The 22,575-nt window shown below is 46.6% G+C and carries 20 protein-coding genes; all 20 read left to right on the forward strand.

Annotation, left to right across the window (positions count from 1 at the left end; translation table 11 throughout):
* The first annotated feature begins 1 nt into the window (after position 1).
* The 20 genes from fcl to AACS80_RS13490 all read left to right on the forward strand — a co-directional run bounded on the left by fcl (position 2) and on the right by AACS80_RS13490 (position 22,560).
* The gene (gene fcl, locus AACS80_RS13395) at positions 2 to 967 is read left to right on the forward strand and encodes a GDP-L-fucose synthase (RefSeq protein ID WP_135410140.1); all 966 of its coding nucleotides are present in this window, start codon (positions 2 to 4) and stop codon (positions 965 to 967) included.
* A 2-nt stretch (positions 968 to 969) separates the two neighbouring features.
* Positions 970 to 1,449: a GDP-mannose mannosyl hydrolase gene (gene gmm, locus AACS80_RS13400; protein WP_000479838.1), complete on the forward strand. Its 480-nt coding sequence runs from the start codon at positions 970 to 972 to the stop codon at positions 1,447 to 1,449.
* On the forward strand, positions 1,446 to 2,669 hold the full coding sequence (gene wcaI / locus AACS80_RS13405; RefSeq protein WP_138183820.1) for a colanic acid biosynthesis fucosyltransferase WcaI: 1,224 nt from the start codon (positions 1,446 to 1,448) through the stop codon (positions 2,667 to 2,669). The genes gmm and wcaI overlap by 4 nt, the downstream gene beginning before the upstream one ends.
* A gap of 2 nt (positions 2,670 to 2,671) precedes the next feature.
* Positions 2,672 to 4,108, forward strand: coding sequence for a mannose-1-phosphate guanyltransferase (gene cpsB, locus AACS80_RS13410; protein WP_135410139.1), 1,437 nt, complete (start codon positions 2,672 to 2,674; stop codon positions 4,106 to 4,108).
* 101 nt (positions 4,109 to 4,209) lie between these two features.
* Positions 4,210 to 5,580, forward strand: a complete 1,371-nt coding sequence (cpsG, locus tag AACS80_RS13415) for a colanic acid biosynthesis phosphomannomutase CpsG (protein WP_135410138.1) — start codon at positions 4,210 to 4,212, stop codon at positions 5,578 to 5,580.
* Between the two features lie 54 nt (positions 5,581 to 5,634).
* Positions 5,635 to 7,029 (forward strand): undecaprenyl-phosphate glucose phosphotransferase, encoded by a 1,395-nt coding sequence (gene wcaJ, locus AACS80_RS13420; RefSeq protein WP_000183120.1) that lies wholly within the window; start codon positions 5,635 to 5,637, stop codon positions 7,027 to 7,029.
* A gap of 1 nt (position 7,030) precedes the next feature.
* Entirely contained in the window at positions 7,031 to 8,509 is a 1,479-nt protein-coding gene (gene wzxC, locus AACS80_RS13425; RefSeq protein WP_135410137.1) for a colanic acid undecaprenyl disphosphate flippase WzxC, read from the forward strand.
* Positions 8,510 to 8,669: 160 nt separating this feature from the next.
* Positions 8,670 to 9,950 (forward strand): colanic acid biosynthesis pyruvyl transferase WcaK, encoded by a 1,281-nt coding sequence (wcaK, locus tag AACS80_RS13430; protein WP_138183821.1) that lies wholly within the window; start codon positions 8,670 to 8,672, stop codon positions 9,948 to 9,950.
* Positions 9,947 to 11,167, forward strand: a complete 1,221-nt coding sequence (gene wcaL, locus AACS80_RS13435; RefSeq protein ID WP_138183822.1) for a colanic acid biosynthesis glycosyltransferase WcaL — start codon at positions 9,947 to 9,949, stop codon at positions 11,165 to 11,167. Before wcaK ends, wcaL begins: the two co-directional genes overlap by 4 nt.
* A gap of 10 nt (positions 11,168 to 11,177) precedes the next feature.
* Positions 11,178 to 12,572: a colanic acid biosynthesis protein WcaM gene (gene wcaM / locus AACS80_RS13440; RefSeq protein WP_138183823.1), complete on the forward strand. Its 1,395-nt coding sequence runs from the start codon at positions 11,178 to 11,180 to the stop codon at positions 12,570 to 12,572.
* A gap of 174 nt (positions 12,573 to 12,746) precedes the next feature.
* The gene (galF, locus tag AACS80_RS13445; RefSeq protein WP_000183029.1) at positions 12,747 to 13,640 is read left to right on the forward strand and encodes a UTP--glucose-1-phosphate uridylyltransferase GalF; all 894 of its coding nucleotides are present in this window, start codon (positions 12,747 to 12,749) and stop codon (positions 13,638 to 13,640) included.
* 372 nt (positions 13,641 to 14,012) lie between these two features.
* On the forward strand, positions 14,013 to 15,098 hold the full coding sequence (rfbB, locus tag AACS80_RS13450; RefSeq protein WP_138183824.1) for a dTDP-glucose 4,6-dehydratase: 1,086 nt from the start codon (positions 14,013 to 14,015) through the stop codon (positions 15,096 to 15,098).
* Positions 15,098 to 15,997 (forward strand): dTDP-4-dehydrorhamnose reductase, encoded by a 900-nt coding sequence (rfbD, locus tag AACS80_RS13455; protein WP_135410134.1) that lies wholly within the window; start codon positions 15,098 to 15,100, stop codon positions 15,995 to 15,997. Before rfbB ends, rfbD begins: the two co-directional genes overlap by 1 nt.
* 58 nt (positions 15,998 to 16,055) lie before the next feature.
* A complete protein-coding gene (gene rfbA / locus AACS80_RS13460) occupies positions 16,056 to 16,934 on the forward strand; it encodes a glucose-1-phosphate thymidylyltransferase RfbA (RefSeq protein ID WP_135410133.1) in 879 nt (292 codons plus the stop codon).
* Positions 16,935 to 16,938: 4 nt separating this feature from the next.
* On the forward strand, positions 16,939 to 17,481 hold the full coding sequence (rfbC, locus tag AACS80_RS13465; RefSeq protein WP_138183825.1) for a dTDP-4-dehydrorhamnose 3,5-epimerase: 543 nt from the start codon (positions 16,939 to 16,941) through the stop codon (positions 17,479 to 17,481).
* 16 nt (positions 17,482 to 17,497) lie between these two features.
* Positions 17,498 to 18,742, forward strand: a complete 1,245-nt coding sequence (locus AACS80_RS13470) for a flippase (protein WP_138183826.1) — start codon at positions 17,498 to 17,500, stop codon at positions 18,740 to 18,742.
* The gene (locus tag AACS80_RS13475) at positions 18,739 to 19,449 is read left to right on the forward strand and encodes a hypothetical protein (protein ID WP_138183827.1); all 711 of its coding nucleotides are present in this window, start codon (positions 18,739 to 18,741) and stop codon (positions 19,447 to 19,449) included. The genes AACS80_RS13470 and AACS80_RS13475 overlap by 4 nt, the downstream gene beginning before the upstream one ends.
* Before the next feature lie 6 nt (positions 19,450 to 19,455).
* The gene (locus AACS80_RS13480; RefSeq protein WP_130257584.1) at positions 19,456 to 20,265 is read left to right on the forward strand and encodes a glycosyltransferase family 2 protein; all 810 of its coding nucleotides are present in this window, start codon (positions 19,456 to 19,458) and stop codon (positions 20,263 to 20,265) included.
* Positions 20,266 to 20,275: 10 nt separating this feature from the next.
* Positions 20,276 to 21,532 carry an O-antigen polymerase gene (locus AACS80_RS13485; protein ID WP_171021444.1) on the forward strand — a complete coding sequence of 419 codons (1,257 nt, stop codon included), beginning with the start codon at positions 20,276 to 20,278 and terminating at the stop codon, positions 21,530 to 21,532.
* Between the two features lie 2 nt (positions 21,533 to 21,534).
* Positions 21,535 to 22,560: a glycosyltransferase family 4 protein gene (locus tag AACS80_RS13490; RefSeq protein WP_138183828.1), complete on the forward strand. Its 1,026-nt coding sequence runs from the start codon at positions 21,535 to 21,537 to the stop codon at positions 22,558 to 22,560.
* Positions 22,561 to 22,575: the final 15 nt, after the last annotated feature.

The raw sequence follows: 22,575 nt of genomic DNA on the forward strand, positions 1-22,575 counted from the left end.
CATGAGTAAACAACGCATTTTTATTGCTGGCCATCGCGGGATGGTCGGTTCCGCCATCAGGCGTCAGCTCGAACAGCGCGGTGATGTGGAGCTGGTATTACGCACCCGCGACGAGCTGAACCTGCTGGACAGCCGCACGGTGCATGATTTCTTTGCCAGCGAGCGCATTGACCAGGTTTATCTGGCAGCGGCGAAAGTGGGCGGTATTGTTGCCAATAACACGTATCCGGCGGATTTCATCTACCAGAACATGATGATTGAGAGCAACATCATTCACGCCGCGCATCAGAACGACGTGAACAAACTGCTGTTTCTCGGATCGTCCTGTATCTACCCGAAACTGGCAAAACAGCCGATGGCAGAAAGCGAGCTGTTACAGGGCACGCTGGAGCCGACCAACGAGCCTTATGCCATTGCCAAAATCGCTGGGATCAAACTGTGCGAATCTTACAACCGCCAGTATGGACGCGATTACCGCTCAGTCATGCCGACCAACCTGTACGGGCCACACGACAACTTCCATCTAAGTAATTCGCATGTGATCCCAGCATTGCTGCGTCGCTTCCACGAGGCGACGGCACAGAATGCGCCGGACGTGGTGGTGTGGGGCAGCGGTACACCGATGCGCGAATTTCTGCACGTCGATGATATGGCAGCGGCGAGCATTCATGTGATGGAGCTGGCGCACGAAGTCTGGCTGGAAAACACCCAGCCGATGCTGTCGCACATTAACGTCGGCACGGGCGTTGACTGCACTATCCGTGAGCTGGCGCAAACCATCGCCAAAGTGGTGGGTTACAAAGGTCGGGTGGTTTTTGATGCCAGTAAACCGGATGGCACGCCGCGCAAACTGCTGGATGTGACGCGCCTGCATCAGCTTGGCTGGTATCACGAAATCTCACTGGAAGCGGGGCTTGCCAGCACTTACCAGTGGTTCCTTGAGAATCAAGACCGCTTTCGGGGGTAATGATGTTTTTACGTCAGGAAGACTTTGCCACGGTAGTGCGCTCCACCCCGCTTGTCTCTCTCGACTTTATTGTCGAGAACAGTCGCGGCGAGTTTCTGCTTGGCAAAAGAACCAACCGCCCGGCGCAGGGTTACTGGTTTGTGCCGGGAGGGCGCGTGCAGAAAGACGAAACGCTGGAAGCCGCATTTGAGCGGCTGACGATGGCGGAACTGGGGCTGCGTCTGCCGATAACAGCAGGCCAGTTTTACGGTGTCTGGCAGCACTTTTATGACGATAATTTCTCCGGCACGGATTTCACCACTCACTATGTGGTGCTCGGTTTTCGCTTCAGAGTCGCTGAAGAAGAGCTGTTACTGCCGGATGAACAGCATGACGATTACCGCTGGCTGACGCCGGACGCGCTGCTCGCCAGTAACGATGTTCACGCTAACAGCCGCGCCTATTTTCTCGCTGAGAAGCGTGCCGGAGTACCCGGATTATGAAAATACTGGTCTACGGCATTAACTACTCGCCGGAGTTAACCGGCATCGGCAAATACACCGGCGAGATGGTGGAATGGCTGGCGGCACAAGGTCATGAGGTGCGGGTCATTACCGCACCGCCTTACTACCCGCAATGGCAGGTGGGCGAGAACTATTCCTCCTGGCGTTACAAACGGGAAGAGGGGGCCGCCACGGTGTGGCGCTGCCCGCTGTATGTGCCAAAACAGCCCAGTACTCTGAAGCGACTGTTGCATCTCGGTAGTTTTGCCGCCAGCAGTTTCTTTCCGCTGATGGCGCAACGTCGCTGGAAACCAGATCGCATTATTGGCGTGGTGCCAACGCTGTTTTGTACGCCGGGAATGCGCCTGCTGGCGAAACTCTCTGGCGCACGTACCGTGCTGCATATTCAGGATTACGAAGTGGATGCCATGCTGGGGCTAGGCCTTGCCGGAAAAGGCAAAGGCGGCAAAGTGGCACAACTGGCAACGGCGTTCGAGCGTAGCGGATTGCATAACGTCGACAACGTCTCGACGATTTCGCGCTCGATGATGAATAAAGCCATCGAAAAAGGTGTGGCGGCGGAAAACGTCATCTTCTTCCCCAACTGGTCAGAAATTGCCCGTTTTCAACATGTCGCAGAGGCCGATGTTGATGCCCTTCGTAACCAACTTGGCCTGCCGGATAACAAAAAAATCATTCTTTACTCCGGCAATATTGGTGAAAAGCAGGGGCTGGAAAACGTTATTGAAGCTGCCGATCGCCTGCGTGATGAACCGCTGATTTTTGCCATTGTCGGGCAGGGCGGCGGTAAAGCGCGGCTGGAAAAAATGGCGCAACAGCGTGGGCTGCGCAACATGCAATTTTTCCCGCTGCAATCTTATGAAGCCCTGCCTGCACTGCTGAAGATGGGCGATTGCCATCTGGTGGTGCAAAAACGCGGTGCGGCAGATGCCGTATTGCCGTCGAAGTTGACCAATATTCTGGCGGTAGGCGGTAACGCGGTGATTACCGCAGAAGCCCACACAGAACTTGGGCAGCTTTGCGAAACCTTTCCGGGGATTGCGGTTTGCGTAGAACCGGAATCGGTCGAGGCGCTGGTAGCGGGGATTCGTCAGGCGCTTCAGCTGCCCAAACACAACACGGTGGCACGTGAATATGCCGAACGCACGCTCGATAAAGAGAACGTGTTACGTCAATTTATTAATGATATTCGGGGATAATTATGGCGCAGTCGAAACTCTATCCAGTCGTGATGGCAGGTGGCTCCGGTAGCCGCTTATGGCCGCTTTCCCGCGTACTTTATCCCAAGCAGTTTTTATGCCTGAAAGGCGATCTCACCATGCTGCAAACCACCATCTGTCGCCTGAACGGCGTGGAGTGCGAAAGCCCGGTGGTGATTTGCAATGAGCAGCACCGCTTTATTGTCGCGGAACAGCTGCGTCAACTGAACAAACTCACCGAGAACATTATTCTCGAACCGGCAGGGCGCAACACTGCACCAGCCATTGCGCTGGCGGCGCTGGCGGCAACACGTCACAGCCCGGAGAGTGACCCGTTAATGCTGGTGCTGGCGGCTGATCATGTGATTGCAGATGAAGACGCGTTCCGCACCGCCGTGAGTAACGCCATGCCGTATGCTGAAACAGGCAAGCTGGTAACCTTCGGCATTGTGCCGGATCTACCCGAAACCGGTTATGGCTATATTCGTCGCGGTGAAGTGTCTGCTGGTAAGCAGGATACGGTGGCCTTTGAAGTGGCGCAGTTTGTCGAAAAACCGAATCTGGAAACAGCCCAGGCCTATGTGGCAAGCGGCGAATATTACTGGAACAGCGGCATGTTCCTGTTCCGCGCCGGACGCTATCTCGAAGAACTGAAAAAATATCGCCCGGATATTCTCAATGCCTGTGAAAAAGCGATGAGCGCCGTCGATCCGGATCTTGATTTTATTCGCGTGGATGAAGAAGCGTTTCTCGCCTGCCCGGAAGAGTCGGTGGACTACGCGGTCATGGAACGTACAGCTGATGCCGTTGTGGTGCCGATGGATGCGGGCTGGAGCGATGTCGGTTCCTGGTCCTCTTTATGGGAGATCAGCGCCCACACCGCCGAGGGCAACGTTTGCCACGGTGACGTGATTAATCACAAAACCGAAAACAGCTATGTGTATGCCGAATCAGGCCTGGTCACCACCGTCGGGGTGAAAGATCTGGTGGTGGTGCAGACCAAAGACGCGGTGCTGATTGCCGATCGCAATGCAGTGCAGGATGTGAAAAAAGTGGTCGAGCAGATCAAAGCCGATGGTCGCCATGAGCATCGGGTGCATCGCGAAGTGTATCGCCCGTGGGGCAAATATGACTCTATCGACGCAGGCGACCGCTACCAGGTAAAACGCATAACTGTGAAACCGGGTGAGGGCTTGTCGGTACAGATGCACCATCACCGCGCGGAACACTGGGTGGTGGTAGCGGGAACGGCAAAAGTCACCATTGACGGTGATATCAAACTGCTCGGTGAAAACGAGTCCATTTATATTCCGCTGGGGGCGACGCATTGCCTGGAAAACCCGGGGAAAATTCCGCTCGATTTAATTGAAGTGCGCTCCGGCTCTTATCTCGAAGAGGATGATGTGGTGCGTTTCGCGGATCGCTACGGACGGGTGTAGCAGTTGAATAATCAACCGGAATAAATCTCCGGCAAATAACGACAAAAACAAAATTGGCCGCTTCGGTCAGGGCCAACTATTGCCTGAAAAAGGGTAACGATATGAAAAAATTAACCTGCTTTAAAGCCTATGATATTCGCGGAAAACTAGGCGAAGAACTGAATGAAGATATCGCCTGGCGTATTGGGCGTGCCTATGGCGAATTTCTCAAACCGAAAACCATTGTGTTAGGCGGTGATGTCCGCCTCACCAGCGAAACCTTAAAACTGGCGCTGGCGAAAGGTTTACAGGATGCGGGCGTCGATGTGCTGGATATCGGTATGTCCGGCACCGAAGAGATCTATTTCGCCACGTTCCATCTCGGCGTGGATGGCGGCATTGAAGTTACTGCCAGCCATAATCCGATGGATTACAACGGCATGAAGCTGGTGCGCGAAGGGGCTCGCCCGATCAGCGGTGATACCGGACTGCGCGACGTCCAGCGCCTGGCAGAAGCCAACGACTTCCCTCCCGTTGATGAAACCAAACGCGGTCGCTATCAGCAAATCAATCTGCGTGACGCTTACGTTGAGCACCTGTTCGGTTATATCAACGTCAAAAACCTCACGCCGCTCAAGCTGGTGATTAACTCCGGGAACGGCGCGGCGGGTCCGGTGGTGGACGCTATCGAAGCCCGCTTTAAAGCCCTCGGCGCACCGGTGGAATTAATCAAAGTACACAACACGCCGGATGGCAATTTCCCCAACGGTATTCCTAACCCGCTGCTGCCGGAATGCCGCGACGACACCCGCAATGCGGTCATCAAACACGGCGCGGATATGGGCATTGCCTTTGATGGCGATTTTGACCGCTGCTTCCTGTTTGACGAAAAAGGGCAGTTTATCGAGGGCTACTACATTGTCGGTCTACTGGCAGAAGCATTCCTCGAAAAAAATCCCGGCGCGAAGATCATCCACGATCCACGTCTTTCCTGGAACACCGTTGATGTGGTGACTGCCGCAGGTGGCACGCCGGTGATGTCGAAAACCGGACACGCCTTTATTAAAGAACGTATGCGCAAGGAAGACGCCATCTACGGTGGCGAAATGAGCGCCCACCATTACTTCCGTGATTTCGCTTACTGCGACAGCGGCATGATCCCGTGGCTGCTGGTCGCCGAACTGGTGTGCCTGAAAGGGAAAACGCTGGGCGAACTGGTGCGCGACCGGATGGCAGCGTTTCCGGCAAGCGGTGAGATCAACAGCAAACTGGCGCACCCCGTTGAGGCGATTAACCGCGTCGAACAGCATTTTAGCCGTGAGGCGCTGGCGGTGGATCGCACCGATGGCATCAGCATGACCTTTGCCGACTGGCGCTTTAACCTGCGCTCCTCCAACACCGAACCGGTGGTGCGGTTGAATGTGGAATCGCGCGGCGATGTACCGCTGATGGAAGCGCGAACGCGAACTCTGCTGACGTTGCTGAACGAGTAATGTCGGATCTTCCCTTACCCCACTGCGGGTAAGGGGCTAATAACAGGAACAACGATGACAAATCTAAAAAAGCGCGAGCGAGCGAAAACCAATGCATCGTTAATCTCTATGGTGCAACGCTTTTCAGATATCACCATCATGTTTGCCGGACTATGGCTGGTTTGCGAAGTCAGCGGACTGTCATTCCTCTACATGCACCTGTTGGTGGCGCTGATTACGCTGGTGGTGTTCCAGATGCTGGGCGGCATCACCGATTTTTATCGCTCATGGCGCGGTGTTCGGGCAGCGACAGAATTTGCTCTGTTGTTACAAAACTGGACCTTAAGCGTGATTTTCAGCGCCGGACTGGTGGCGTTCAACAATGATTTCGACACGCAACTGAAAATCTGGCTGGCGTGGTATGGGCTGACCAGCATCGGACTGGTGGTTTGCCGTTCATGTATTCGCATTGGGGCGGGCTGGCTGCGTAATCATGGCTATAACAAGCGTATGGTCGCCGTAGCGGGGGATTTAGCCGCCGGACAAATGCTGATGGAGAGCTTCCGTAATCAGCCGTGGTTAGGGTTTGAAGTGGTGGGCGTATACCACGACCCAAAACCGGGCGGCGTTTCTAACGACTGGGCGGGCAATCTGCAACAGCTGGTAGAGGATGCAAAAGCGGGCAAGATTCATAACGTCTATATCGCGATGCAGATGTGCGACGGCGCGCGCGTGAAAAAACTGGTCCATCAACTGGCGGACACCACCTGTTCGGTGCTGCTGATCCCCGATGTCTTTACCTTCAACATTCTCCATTCCCGTATCGAAGAGATGAACGGCGTACCGGTGGTGCCGCTTTACGACACGCCGCTTTCCGGGGTTAACCGCCTGCTCAAACGTGCGGAAGATATTGTGCTGGCAACGCTGATCCTGCTGCTGATCTCCCCGGTGCTGTGCTGCATTGCGCTGGCGGTGAAACTCAGTTCACCTGGGCCGGTTATTTTCCGCCAGACTCGCTACGGCATGGATGGCAAGCCGATCAAAGTGTGGAAGTTCCGTTCCATGAAAGTGATGGAGAACGACAAAGTGGTGACCCAGGCGACGCAGAACGATCCGCGCGTCACCAAAGTGGGGAACTTTCTGCGTCGCACCTCGCTGGACGAACTGCCGCAGTTTATCAATGTGCTGACCGGGGGGATGTCGATTGTCGGTCCACGTCCGCACGCGGTGGCGCATAACGAACAATATCGCCAGCTCATTGAAGGCTACATGCTGCGGCATAAGGTGAAACCGGGCATTACTGGCTGGGCGCAGATTAATGGCTGGCGCGGCGAAACCGACACGCTGGAGAAAATGGAAAAACGCGTCGAGTTCGACCTTGAGTACATCCGCGAATGGAGCGTCTGGTTCGATATCAAAATCGTTTTCCTGACGGTATTCAAAGGCTTCGTTAACAAAGCGGCATATTGATATGAGCTTACGTGAAAAAACCATCAGCGGCGCGAAGTGGTCGGCGATTGCCACGGTGATCATCATTGGCCTCGGGCTAGTGCAGATGACCGTACTGGCGCGGATTATCGATAACCACCAGTTCGGCCTGCTGACTGTGTCGCTGGTGATCATCGCGCTGGCAGATACGCTTTCTGACTTCGGTATCGCTAACTCCATTATTCAGCGAAAAGAAATCAGTCACCTTGAACTCACCACGCTGTACTGGCTGAACGTCGGGCTGGGGATCGTGGTGTGCGTGGCGGTGTTTTTGTTGAGTGATGTCATCGGCGACGTGCTGAATAACCCGGACCTGGCACCGTTGATTAAAACATTGTCGCTGGCGTTTGTGGTGATCCCCCACGGGCAGCAGTTCCGCGCGTTGATGCAAAAAGAGCTGGAGTTCAACAAAATCGGCATGATCGAAACCAGCGCGGTGCTGGCGGGTTTCACTTTTACGGTGGTTAGCGCCCATTTCTGGCCGCTGGCGATGACCGCGATCCTCGGTTATCTGGTCAATAGTGCGGTGAGAACGCTGCTGTTTGGCTACTTTGGCCGCAAAATTTATCGCCCCGGTCTGCATTTCTCGCTGGCGTCGGTGGCACCGAACTTACGCTTTGGTGCCTGGCTGACGGCGGACAGCATCATCAACTATCTCAATACCAACCTTTCAACGCTGGTGCTGGCGCGTATTCTCGGCGCGGGCGTGGCAGGGGGATACAACCTTGCGTACAACGTGGCCGTTGTGCCGCCGATGAAGCTGAACCCCATCATCACCCGCGTGTTGTTTCCGGCGTTTGCCAAAATTCAGGACGACACCGAAAAGCTGCGCGTGAACTTCTACAAGTTGCTGTCGGTGGTGGGGATTATCAACTTTCCGGCGCTGCTGGGGCTGATGGTGGTGTCGAATAACTTTGTACCGCTGGTCTTTGGTGAGAAGTGGAACAGCATTATTCCGGTGCTGCAATTGCTGTGTGTGGTGGGGCTTCTGCGTTCAGTGGGTAACCCGATTGGTTCGCTGCTGATGGCGAAAGCGCGGGTCGATATCAGCTTTAAATTCAACGTATTCAAAACCTTTCTGTTTATTCCGTCGATTGTTATCGGTGGGCAGATGGCGGGCGCGATCGGCGTCACGCTCGGTTTCCTGCTGGTGCAGATTATCAACACCATTCTGAGTTACTTCGTGATGATTAAACCGGTTCTTGGTTCCAGTTATCGCCAGTACATTCTGAGTTTGTGGCTGCCGTTTTATCTCTCGCTGCCGACGCTGGTGGTCAGTTATGTGCTGGGCATTGTGCTGAAAGGGCAACTGGCGCTGGGGATGCTGCTGGCGGTGCAAATAGCCACGGGCGTGCTGGCGTTTGTGGTGATGATTGTGCTATCGCGCCATCCGCTGGTGGTGGAAGTGAAGCGTCAGTTTTGTCGCAGCGAAAAAATGAAAATGCTTTTACGGGCGGGGTGAATGGTTATCCCGTAAGGTCGTGCGCATTTTCCCCCTCACCCTAACCCTCTCCCCAGGGGGCGAGGGGACTGATCGAGCACAGCTTTGAATATGTCACCGGTTTAACTCTTAATCATCAACCATAGCACCGAAGCAATTTAGAACTCCTTTTGAGGTCATAATGAAATTACTTATTCTGGGCAACCACACTTGCGGCAATCGTGGCGACAGCGCCATCTTGCGCGGCCTACTTGATGCCATCAACATCCTCAATCCACACGCCGAAGTGGACGTGATGAGCCGCTATCCGGTCAGTTCTTCCTGGCTGCTCAATCGCCCGGTAATGGGCGATCCGCTGTTCCTGCAAATGAAACAACACAACAGCGCGGCGGGCGTTGTCGGGCGCGTTAAAAAAGTCCTCCGTCGCCGCTACCAGCATCAGGTATTGCTTTCCCGTGTGACCGACACTGGCAAGCTGCGTAATATCGCTATCGCCCAGGGATTCACCGACTTCGTGCGCCTGCTGTCAGGTTACGACGCCATTATCCAGGTCGGCGGATCGTTTTTTGTCGATCTCTACGGCGTGCCGCAGTTTGAACACGCACTTTGCACGTTTATGGCAAAAAAGCCGCTGTTTATGATTGGTCATAGCGTCGGTCCATTCCAGGATGAGCAATTTAACCAACTGGCGAACTACGTCTTTGGTCACTGCGACGCGCTGATCCTGCGCGAATCGGTCAGTCTTGAACTGATGAAACGCAGCAATATCACTACCGCAAAAGTTGAACATGGCGTCGATACCGCGTGGCTGGTCGATCACCACACAGAAGATTTCACCGCCAGCTATGCTGTTCAACACTGGCTGGACGTTGCCGCACAACAGAAAACGGTGGCAATTACCCTGCGCGAACTGGCACCGTTCGACAAACGTCTCGGCACCACTCAGCAAGCGTATGAAAAAGCCTTTGCCGGGGTGGTCAATCGCATTCTCGACGAAGGCTATCAGGTCATTGCGCTCTCCACCTGTACGGGCATCGACAGCTATAACAAAGACGACCGCATGGTGGCGCTTAATCTGCGCCAGCACATCAGCGATCCTGCCCGTTACCACGTAGTGATGGATGAACTCAACGATCTGGAAATGGGCAAAATTCTGGAGGCCTGTGAACTCACCGTCGGTACGCGCCTGCACTCTGCCATTATCTCGATGAATTTCTCCACTCCGGCGATTGCCATCAACTACGAACATAAATCCGCCGGGATTATGCAGCAGCTGGGACTGCCAGAGATGGCAATTGATATCCGTCATTTACTGGACGGCAGCCTGCAAGCGATGGTTGCGGATACCTTAGGCCAGCTTCCGGCGCTGAACGCGCGACTTAACGAAGCCGTCAGTCGCGAACGTCAGACAGGAATGCAGATGGTGCAATCTGTGCTTGAGCGCATCGGGGAGGCGAAATGAAGGTCGGCTTCTTTTTACTGAAATTTCCGCTGTCGTCGGAAACCTTCGTCCTCAACCAAATTACCGCGTTTATTGATATAGGATTTGAGGTGGAGATTGTCGCGCTGCAAAAAGGCGACACCCAGAACACCCACTCGGCATGGACGAAATATAACCTTGCCGCCAGAACCCGCTGGTTACAGGACGAACCTACGGGCAAAGTGGCGAAGCTGCGTCATCGCGCCAGCCAGACCTTACGCGGCATTCATCGTAAAAATACCTGGCAGGCGCTCAACCTCAAACGCTATGGCGCCGAGTCGCGGAACCTGATTTTGTCTGCTATTTGCGGCCAGGTCTCAACACCGTTTCATGCCGATGTCTTTATCGCTCATTTTGGCCCGGCGGGGGTAACTGCAGCAAAACTACGCGAACTGGGTGTCATTCGCGGCAAAATTGCGACTATCTTCCATGGCATTGATATCTCCAGTCGGGAAGTGCTCAACCACTACACTCCCGAATATCAACAATTGTTCCGCCGTGGCGACCTGATGCTACCGATCAGCGATCTGTGGGCCGGAAGGCTGCAAAAAATGGGTTGCCCGAGGGAAAAAATCGCCGTATCGCGCATGGGCGTGGATATGACGCGCTTTAGCCCGCGTCCGGTAAAAGCCCCCGCAACACCGCTGGAAATCATTTCCGTCGCACGCTTAACCGAGAAAAAAGGCCTGCACGTGGCGATTGAAGCCTGCCGTCAGTTGAAAGAGCAGGGCGTGGCATTTCGCTATCGCATTCTCGGCATTGGCCCGTGGGAACGACGCCTGCGCACCCTCATCGAACAATATCAACTGGAAGATGTGGTGGAGATGCCGGGCTTTAAACCGAGCCATGAAGTGAAAGCGATGCTCGACAACGCGGATGTTTTCTTGTTGCCATCGGTAACGGGTGCGGATGGCGATATGGAAGGTATTCCGGTGGCGCTAATGGAAGCGATGGCGGTCGGTATTCCAGTAGTTTCCACTCTGCATAGCGGAATACCGGAACTGGTGGAGGCCGATAAATCCGGCTGGCTGGTGCCTGAGAACGATGCACGCGCACTGGCGCAACGACTGGCGGCGTTTAGTCAACTGGACACCGACGAACTGGCTCCGGTCGTCAAACGTGCTCGCGAAAAAGTCGAACACGATTTTAACCAGCAGGTGATTAACCGAGAACTCGCCAGCTTGTTGCGAGCTTTATAGAGGAGAACGCATGCCATTTAAAAAACTCTCCCGACGCACCTTCCTGACGGCAAGCTCGGCGCTTGCCTTCCTTCATACCCCTTTCGCCCGTGCACTTCCTGCCCGACAAAGCGTTAATATCAACGACTACAATCCACACGACTGGATCGCCTCATTTAAACAGGCTTTCAGCGAAGGGCAAACGGTCGTCGTGCCTGCCGGATTGGTTTGTGACAATATCAACACCGGCATCTTCATTCCTCGTGGCAAAACGTTACACATCCTTGGAAGCCTGCGCGGCAACGGCAGAGGGCGACTTGTCTTACAGGACGGCAGTCAGGTGACAGGGGGGGAGGGAGGCAGTATGCATAACATCACCCTTGATGTGCGCGGTTCTGACTGCACCATTAAAGGGTTGGCGTTGAGCGGCTTTGGCCCGGTAACGCAGATTTATATCGGCGGCAAAAATAAACGTGTCATGCGCAACCTGACTATCGATAACCTGACTGTTAGCCACGCTAATTACGCCATTTTACGCCAGGGATTTCATAACCAGATTATCGGTGCCAACATCACCAATTGTAAGTTCAGCGATTTACAGGGCGACGCTATTGAATGGAATGTAGCAATCAATGATCGCGACATTTTGATATCTGACCATGTCATCGAGCGCATCAACTGTACTAACGGCAAAATCAACTGGGGTATTGGCATAGGACTGGCAGGAAGTACTTACAATAATAACTACCCGGAAGACCAGTCGGTTAAAAACTTTGTGGTGGCGAATATCACGGGAGCGGATTGTCGGCAACTGATTCATGTTGAGAACGGCAAACACTTCATCATTCGTAATATCAAGGCTCATAATATTACGCCAGCTTTCAGCAAGAAAGCGGGTATTGATAACGCCACGGTAGCGATATATGGATGTGATAACTTTGTTATTGACAATATAGAAATGACCAATAGTGCCGGAATGTTAATCGGTTACGGAGTCATTAAAGGTAAGTATCTCTCAATACCACAAAACTTCAGATTGAATAATATTCATCTTGATAACACTAACATTGCCTGGAAATTGCGCGGAATCCAAATTTCCGCAGGGAATGCCGTCTCATTCGTGGCGTTGACCAACATTGAAATAAAGCGTTCTTCGCTGGAGCTTCACAACAAGCCGCAACACATTTTTATGCGTAATATCAACGTAATGCAAGAATCCACTGCGGGGCCGGCATTGACCATGAATTTCGACCTGCGAAAGGACGTTCGTGGTGTCTTTATGGCAAAGAACGAGACGTTACTGTCGCTGGTAAATGTTCATGCGGTGAATGAAAAAGGACAAAGTTCAGTCGATATCGACAGGATTAATCACCATGTCGTTAATGTGGAAAATATTAACTTTAAGCTGCCGGAACGGGGCAGGTAGATTTGCGACCATTCCTGGAAAAATAGAGCCATACTTAGGAATAACGCTACTGCAATCTTGAGCGAAGCGGCGTAACATCGGAAGTAAATCAGTAATCAATTCAGGGGAATTGATGCTGGCGAAAAAAATCGAACAAGCTATAATTCAGCAACCATTTTACAGGTGGATGAAATAATGACGAATTTAAAAGCAGTTATTCCTGTAGCGGGTCTTGGGATGCATATGTTGCCTGCAACTAAGGCGATTCCTAAAGAGATGCTACCGATCGTCGACAAGCCAATGATTCAGTACATTGTTGACGAGATTGTGGCTGCAGGGATCAAAGAAATCCTCCTGGTAACTCATGCGTCCAAGAACGCAGTCGAAAATCACTTCGATACCTCTTATGAATTAGAATCTCTCCTTGAACTGCGCGTGAAGCGCCAGCTGCTGGCGGAAGTACAATCTATCTGCCCGCCAGGTGTGACCATTATGAACGTGCGTCAGGGGGAACCTTTAGGTCTGGGCCACTCGATTTTGTGTGCCAGACCAGCCATTGGCGATAACCCGTTTGTCGTGGTGCTGCCGGATGTTGTTATCGACGACGCCAGTGCCGATCCGCTGCGTTACAACCTGGCAGCAATGATTGCGCGCTTTAACGAAACTGGCCGCAGCCAGGTTCTGGCAAAACGCATGCCGGGCGATCTCTCTGAATACTCCGTCATCCAGACCAAAGATCCGCTTGATCGCGAAGGCAAAGTCAGCCGCATTGTTGAATTTATCGAAAAACCGGATCAGCCGCAGACCCTGGACTCAGACATCATGGCTGTAGGGCGTTATGTGCTTTCTGCCGATATTTGGCCTGAACTGGAGCGTACTCAACCTGGAGCATGGGGACGTATTCAGTTGACTGATGCCATTGCTGAGTTGGCAAAAAAACAAGCAGTTGACGCAATGCTGATGACTGGGGACAGTTACGACTGTGGTAAGAAAATGGGTTATATGCAAGCGTTTGTGAAGTATGGGCTGCGTAACCTGAAGGAAGGCGCTAAGTTCCGCAAAGGCATTGAGAAGTTGTTAAGCGAGTAACAAATTCCTGACTGGAAGTGTCGGTCAGTAAGTAATTAAAAACGGCAGTGAAGATTCGTAGCATAAGTTTTGCTCATTGAATCTCACTGCCGTTGTTGTTTTTATAAATATAATAAAAACAGTATGTTAGCTTGCAATCATAGTTCAAATTTTTCCAGGATTTTCCTTGTTTCTACAGCTGTTTGGTAAGACAATTAGCGTTTGAATTTTTCGGATTTGGCACGAGTGGGTTACGCTCGTCACATCGTGGAAATGTACGCAGTGCTCTGGTAGCTGTTAAGCCAGGGGCGGTAGCGTGCATTAATGCATCTATTAATCAAATCTGGAGCAGTCTATTTCACAGCATGCTCTCTGGCTATATGGAATAAAAAAGTGAAGATACTTGTTACTGGTGGCGCAGGATTTATTGGTTCTGCTGTTGTTCGTCACATAATAAATAATACGCAAGATAGTGTTGTTAATGTCGATAAATTAACATACGCCGGAAACCTGGAATCGCTCGCTGAAATTTCTGATTCTGAACGTTATTCATTTGAGCATGCAGATATCTGCGATGCCGCAGCGATGGCTCGTATTTTTTCACAACACCAGCCAGATGCGGTGATGCACCTGGCGGCTGAGAGCCACGTTGACCGCTCAATAACCGGCCCGGCGGCATTCATTGAAACTAATATTGTAGGAACTTACGTACTTTTAGAAGCAGCGCGCAATTATTGGTCTGGTCTGGATGATGAAAAGAAAAAAAACTTCCGCTTTCATCATATTTCTACTGATGAAGTGTATGGCGATTTGCCTCATCCAGATGAAGTAAATAGCAATGAAACGTTACCGTTATTTACGGAAACAACAGCATACGCGCCAAGTAGTCCGTATTCTGCTTCTAAAGCGTCAAGCGATCATTTGGTTCGCGCATGGAAACGTACTTATGGTTTACCGACAATTGTGACTAATTGCTCGAACAACTATGGCCCTTATCATTTCCCGGAAAAGCTTATTCCACTGGTTATTCTTAATGCACTGGAAGGTAAGGCATTACCTATTTATGGCAAAGGAGATCAGATCCGCGACTGGTTGTATGTAGAGGATCATGCTCGTGCGTTATATACCGTAGTTACTGAAGGTAAAGCGGGTGAAACCTATAACATTGGCGGGCACAACGAAAAGAAAAACATCGATGTTGTGCTGACTATTTGTGATTTGTTGGATGAGATAGTCCCGAAAGAGAAATCTTATCGTGAGCAAATTACTTATGTTGCTGATCGCCCTGGGCATGATCGCCGTTATGCAATCGATGCCGATAAAATTAGCCGTGAATTGGGCTGGAAACCGCAAGAAACGTTTGAGAGCGGGATTCGAAAGACAGTGGAATGGTACCTGTCCAATACAAAATGGGTTGAGAATGTGAAAAGTGGCGCCTATCAATCGTGGATTGAACAGAACTATGAGGGTCGCCAGTAATGAATATCCTCCTATTCGGCAAAACAGGGCAGGTTGGTTGGGAATTGCAGCGTGCTCTGGCACCGCTGGGTAATCTGATTGCTCTTGATGTTCACTCCACTGATTATTGTGGTGATTTTAGTGATCCCGAAGGTGTAGCTGAAACCGTAAGAAGCATTCGGCCTGATGTTATAGTCAACGCAGCCGCTCACACCGCAGTAGACAAAGCTGAATCAGAACCGGAATTTGCACAATTACTTAACGCGACAAGTGTCGAAGCGATTGCAAAAGCAGCTAATGAAGTCGGCGCCTGGGTTATTCATTACTCTACTGACTACGTATTTCCGGGGACCGGTGAAATACCGTGGCAGGAGACGGATGCAACAGCACCTTTGAATGTTTATGGTGAAACTAAACTAGCCGGAGAAAAAGCGTTACAAGAACATTGCGCGAAGCATATTATTTTCCGTACCAGCTGGGTATATGCAGGTAAAGGAAATAACTTCGCCAAAACAATGTTGCGTCTGGCAAAAGAGCGCGAAGAACTGGCTGTGATAAACGATCAGTTTGGCGCACCAACAGGTGCCGAATTGCTGGCTGATTGCACTGCTCATGCCATTCGCGTAGCAGTAGACAAACCAGAAGTTGCTGGTTTGTACCATCTGGTTGCTGGTGGTACAACAACCTGGCATGATTATGCCGCTCTGGTATTTGAAGAAGCGCGCAAAGCAGGGATCAACCTTGCTCTTAACAAACTTAACGCCGTGCCAACAACGGCCTATCCCACACCAGCCCGTCGACCCCATAACTCTCGCCTCAATACAGAAAAGTTTCAGCAGAACTTTGCGCTTGTCTTGCCTGACTGGCAGGTGGGCGTGAAACGTATGCTCAACGAATTATTTACGACTACGGCAATTTAACAAATTTTTGCATCTCGCTTATGATGCCTGAGCGGGATGAATTAAAAGGAATGGTGAAATGAAAACGCGTAAAGGTATTATTCTGGCTGGTGGTTCCGGCACTCGTCTTTATCCTGTGACTATGGCTGTCAGTAAACAGCTGTTACCGATTTATGATAAGCCTATGATTTATTATCCGCTTTCAACGCTTATGTTAGCGGGTATTCGCGATATTTTGATTATTAGTACGCCACAAGACACACCACGTTTTGAGCAATTACTTGGCGACGGTAGCCAGTGGGGGCTTAATCTACAGTATAAAGTACAACCGAGTCCGGATGGCCTGGCGCAAGCGTTTATCATTGGTGAAGACTTTATTGGTGGCGATGATTGTGCACTCGTGCTTGGCGATAATATCTTCTATGGACACGACTTGCCGAAATTAATGGAAGCTGCTGTTAACAAAGAAAGCGGTGCAACGGTATTTGCTTATCACGTTAATGATCCTGAACGTTATGGTGTGGTGGAGTTTGATAATAACGGCACGGCAATTAGCCTGGAAGAAAAACCGCTGGAACCAAAAAGTAACTATGCGGTTACTGGGCTTTATTTCTATGACAATGACGTTGTGGAAATGGCGAAAAACCTTAAGCCTTCTGCCCGTGGCGAACTGGAAATTACCGATATTAACCGTATTTATATGGAACAAGGACGTTTGTCTGTCGCTATGATGGGGCGTGGCTATGCGTGGCTGGATACGGGGACGCATCAAAGCCTTATTGAAGCAAGTAACTTTATTGCCACCATTGAAGAGCGTCAGGGGTTGAAAGTTTCCTGCCCGGAAGAGATTGCTTATCGTAAAGGGTTTATTGATGCTGGGCAGGTGAAAGTATTAGCCGAACCGCTGAAGAAAAATGCTTATGGTCAGTATCTGCTGAAAATGATTAAAGGTTATTAATAAAATGAACGTAATTAAAACTGAAATTCCTGATGTGCTGATTTTTGAACCAAAAGTTTTTGGTGATGAGCGTGGTTTCTTTATGGAAAGCTTTAATCAGAAAGTTTTCGAAGAGGCTGTAGGGCGTAAGGTTGAATTTGTTCAGGATAATCATTCTAAATCCAGCAAAGGCGTATTACGCGGACTTCATTACCAGTTAGAACCTTATGCTCAAGGAAAACTGGTACGCTGTGTTGTCGGTGAAGTTTTTGATGTTGCGGTTGATATTCGTAAATCGTCGCCTACATTTGGGAAATGGGTTGGGGTGAATTTGTCTGCAGAGAATAAGCGTCAGTTGTGGATCCCTGAGGGGTTTGCGCATGGTTTTTATGCAAAAGAAGAGGGTTCAGAAATATTGTATAAAACTAATAATTTTTACTCAAAAAAACATGAGAGATGTATTATTTGGAATGATGCTGTGTTGAATATAGATTGGCAATTATACAAAAAACCTCTTTTATCACAAAAAGATTGTTTGGGTACTCCATTTATACAACATGATTATTGACAAAAGATAGTTAAAAATGAGTATAAAAGTAAATAGTTTGATAAATTTAGCTGGGTATGCAATCCCAACTTTATTGTCAATACCTGCGATGGGGTATTTGGCGAGGGAGCTAGGAATAACTAACTTTGGCTTTTTTTTAATGTTTTTTACAATAGTCGGATACGCAAGTATATTTGATCTCGGACTTTCGCGAGCCGTTGTGCGTGAAATATCATTAAATAAAAACGACAAAAAGGCTACAAATCAAATAATTACAACAACAATTTTTTTAACAATATGTATTGGTGTTGTTGTATCTGTAATTTTTTATTACAGCGACCATAAGATTGCATCCTTAATCAGTGGTCCGGAACAAACTGAAAGTGTTGCATATGCTATAAGTCTTTTATCTTACTGTCTGCCATTTTACCTCCTTAACATGGTTTGTTGGGGGATATTAGAAGGATATGAAAAATTCAAATTATTAAATATACAAAAAACAATCACAGGTGTTTTAACTGCGCTACTACCAGTTATTTTTATTCATGGAAATGTTGGCTTGCTTAATGCTACTTTTGGGTTAGTGATTGCGAGAATAAGTGGTGCTCTTTTAAGTGTATACTTTGTTTTTAGAAATAATAGGCTTACAATGGATTTTAGTCTAAGTAAAACAAAAGCACTTTTAAGTTTTGGAGGATGGGCGAGTATTAGTAGCATAATTAATCCATTGCTTACAAATATTGACCGATTTATCTTGTCACATGCAGTTGGCCCTGCTAAAGCTTCGTTATATATTGCTCCTGCAGATGCAATTTCAAAGTTACTTATATTACCGACAACTATAGCAAGGACAATTTTTCCTGCGCTATGTAAGAATAATACAAAAGATGAGCGAAAAAAAATAATAAAAGAGGCTACGCTATTAATAAGTGTAACTAGTATAGTTATAGCTATTGTATTTTCTTTGAAGGCTGGTGATATTATAACTTTATGGCTTGGGAAACAATATAGCACTGAGAGTCCTTATATATTTCAAATACTATTAATAGGTTTTGTATTCAATTCTCTTGCTCAAGTTCCATTTGCCCAAATCCAATCGAAAGGTTATGCAAAAATTACGGGGCTCATTCATCTTATTGAATGTATTCCATATCTGCTAGTTTTATATTTTTCAATTATGTATTTTTCTGTCGCTGGTGTTGCTTATGCCTGGAGCGCAAGAGTCACCTTCGATTATTTTATACTAATGTTAATTTCGTTGAGGCTGGAAAAGATAAAATGAAAATCCCAGTATTAGTGACTTCTTGTATCTCACCTAATGCTCCTCTTACAAATCTTTCTGATGAAAATTCAAGATTATCACTTACATTGAAAGCGATAAGAGAATTGTCAAAGAGTGCTGATTATCTAGTAATATGTGATGGTAGTGATTATGATTTGACTAAAGATATCTATAACGATAAACAAATAATCAACAAAGATTTAATCGAGATATTACATTTCAAAAACGATACAGAAAGTGTTAAATCTTATGGAAAAGGTTATGGAGAGGGTGAAATAATTGAGTATGCATTGATGAATAGTCGCTACTTGTCTAATGCTGAAAGTTTCGCAAAAATAACCTCAAAACTATATGTCGATAATTATAAGCAATGTATAAAAGCATTCAATGGTAAAGCTTTTTTTATACCAGTTCCTTTTCTTAATGAAAATATGATTGATACAAGATTTTATGTTGTAAATAAAAAAATATATTTGGACTTTTTTGCTAATTCTTATAAAGATGTGCGTGACCTTGACGGCGTTTATTTAGAACACGTTTTTTTTGAGCAAATTAAAAAAAACAAATTAAAAGGAGTTATTGGAACAACCATTCCAAAAATAAAAGGAGTCTCCGGCACGTTTAATATTGAGTATTCCACTGATAGTAAAATAAAGACCTTAATTAAAGAATTAAGATTAAACTATATTGCCATGAAAAATAAGTGAGTTAAGATGAGTGGCTTACAGATTACTATAATAACATCGACGTATAATTGTGAGGGAGATTTCTGCAAAACAGCGGAATCTATTAAAAATCAGACTTATTGTAACATTCAATGGATTGTTATAGACGGCAACTCTAACAAATCAACACTAGAGTATATTTATAAATATATTGATATTATAGATTATTTTTTATGTGAGCCTGATCAAGGAATATACGACGCCTGGAATAAAGCGCTTCCTCACATAAATGGCGATTGGGTTATTTTTATGGGAGCCGGCGATACATTCTATGAAAATAATACTCTTTCAAAAATAGTAAATGCTATTCACGAAAATATGAGTGCAACAACTATATATGGTGATGTATATTTTAGTGATAAAGGTAATATAGTTGGAGTTTACGGAAAAATAAAGAAAAAGTGGGAGTGTGGTCGGCCTTCACTTCCTCCGCATCAGGGTACTTTCCAGAATTCTGTCTTTTTTAAAGATAATGCTAATTGCTTTGATACAACACTAAAAATTGCTGCTGATAGTGATTTTATGATAAGAACAATAGATCCAGCTACAATGCATTATGTGAATTTCCCTGTATCCATAATGGATGCTTCGGGTGTTAGTTCAAATGAATCTAATAAAAAATTAGTCAAGAAAGAAATTGCTTACATTCTTGCTAAGAATAATATTCTTATGCCCTTATCATACAAAATAAAATTTGCTGTCTATAATTCATTGCAAGTTTTATTTAAAATGATTGTCCCTCAAGCATTATATCAAAAAACAAAATCAATCAAGCGAAAATTATTCGGCTTAAGGTAGGGGAGGGGATGTGGTAATAATATACTGTTTAAATGTTATACTGGCTATAGTACTATATTTTTCTTTTTCTTTATTAGCGACGAAAACACTAAGGCTTACAATTGTCAATCCCTTTACAATTTGCGCCATTATTTTATTTCCGGTTTTTCTATTGGAAAATATTTTGGCTCCTCTTTTCTATGGTTCAGACTTTGCATTAAATCAATATTATAATGAGGCTTTGTTTATATATAACATCTACTCTTTTGCAGGTGTTTTATCTATAATTTTCTTTTATTTGGTTTTTAATATAGTATTTAAAAATAGAGAAATCTATTTAACTTGTTCGATTTCTAATGCTAAACTAAAAAGAATATCAAATATTACATTGGTTCTGTTTGTTGCATTATTTGTTCTTCTTTCTTCAAAGTCGGAAATAGGTATTTCTGGATGGTTAATGAATCCCAGGGATGGTTATCAAAACTATCGAGAAGGTAATGGTTTTTTATATGCTTTTTCTTTAAGTATGCTTTCAGTATCTTATTTCTCTAGAGCGTTAGCTTTGCGCTCGGAAATAAAGTTATTTTTATGCGCGATATTATATTGTACCTTGGTTTTTTTTCTTGGGTCGAAAACTTTTATTCTTTCATTCGCGATTTTTTATCTTGCAGTGTTAAGTCTTAATAAATCTAGATTTTTAAAATTTGGACTGATTTTAGTTACACCCCTGGCAGCGTGTGCCATTCTCTATAATTTATTTTTAGCTATTGGAAATATGAATGTCGATGTAGTATTGTCTTATTTTGACCAGTATCGAAATAGTATTTATTTGCTACAAGACCTTGATAAAGGTGTGGTTAAATTTTTCAATGGCACAGTTTATTTCAGCCAATTTTGGTCTTATATACCGAGAGGTTTGTTTCCTGATAAACCTTTTGTATATGGATTCTTGCATGTAAATGAAATCTATTATCCAGGAGCTGCGGAGTCGGGGCATACACCTGCTTTTTCAAAAGGGATGGATAATTTTGTTGATTATGGATATGTTGGACTGGTCATTTTAACTTTTCTTTCACCCATGAATATATTTTATGGCTATATTTTTGCTAAGCTTAAAATGTTTAATGCAAAAGTAATTACGAACTCTGCATCCTATTTTGTGCTTTCTATAATTCTCATTTCACCTTCATTTGGAACTTATTTTGCTGGGCCTGCATATGTATTGTTACTGATCTTCTTTTTGATATTGTTCGTTCTAATCGAACGTATTACCTTGCGAGGGCGATGATAATGGTGACTATCGATGGGATTATTTATAATCTTCAATCATTTGGTGGAATAAGTGTATACTTTAATGAGTTGATCCAGGGAATGGTGAAATCAAATTACCAAGCTGAAATTCTGTTGTATAAAAATAAAGAATTTGAGTTTGATACAAATGACTTAAAGTTGCAATATCGTAAACCAAGAATTTTAGAAAGATATAGAAATGTAACTGATGTTAAAAGTGGCGTTTTGCACTCAAGTTATTATCGAGTTCATAAAAATCCTAATTTGAATGTGAAAAATGTTACAACTGTTCATGATTTCACCTATGAAAAATACAGGGGAGGAGTGTCAAAATTTATTCATTCCCTTCAAAAATATCATGCTATCAAGAATAGTGATATTGTGATTTGTATTTCAAACAACACTGCTAGAGATTTACTTAAGTACTGTCCAATTAGCGAAGATAAAATTAGAGTGATTTATAATGGTGTATCCCCATCATATAAACATATTTCTAGCATGTCTGATATGAGAGTAAATGATTCAGTTTTATTTGTCGGTGCCAGAGAAGGTTATAAAAATTTCGTTCTTGCAGTCAAAGCTGTAGGGGAATTACATGGCTTAAAGCTTACAATTGTAGGCGGAGGAGTGCTTAAAAAATATGAAATAGAACTCCTTGAGAAACATTTAAAAAATAGATATGAACATTTTACATTTTTGAGTAATGAAGATTTAAATATACAGTATAATACTGCATATGCACTTGTTTACCCTTCCAGTTATGAGGGGTTTGGAATACCTGTTCTAGAAGCTATGCAGGCCGGATGTCCAGTTATTTGTGCAAACACATCCTCGTTGCCAGAAGTAGGGGGGAATGCGCCTATTTATATTGATGATATTAATGAGTTTACGTTAAAAGAAGCTTTAGAATTAGTTAATTTAAAAAGAAATGTTATGATCGAAAGAGGTTTACTGCAGGCGCAAAAATTTTCATGGTCAAAATGTGTTAATGAAACGATTAAAGTTTATAATGAGTTGAATATTTAGGAACATAATATGATT

This window comes from Escherichia sp. E4385 (genome assembly GCF_963883145.1).
Taxonomy (GTDB): domain Bacteria; phylum Pseudomonadota; class Gammaproteobacteria; order Enterobacterales; family Enterobacteriaceae; genus Escherichia.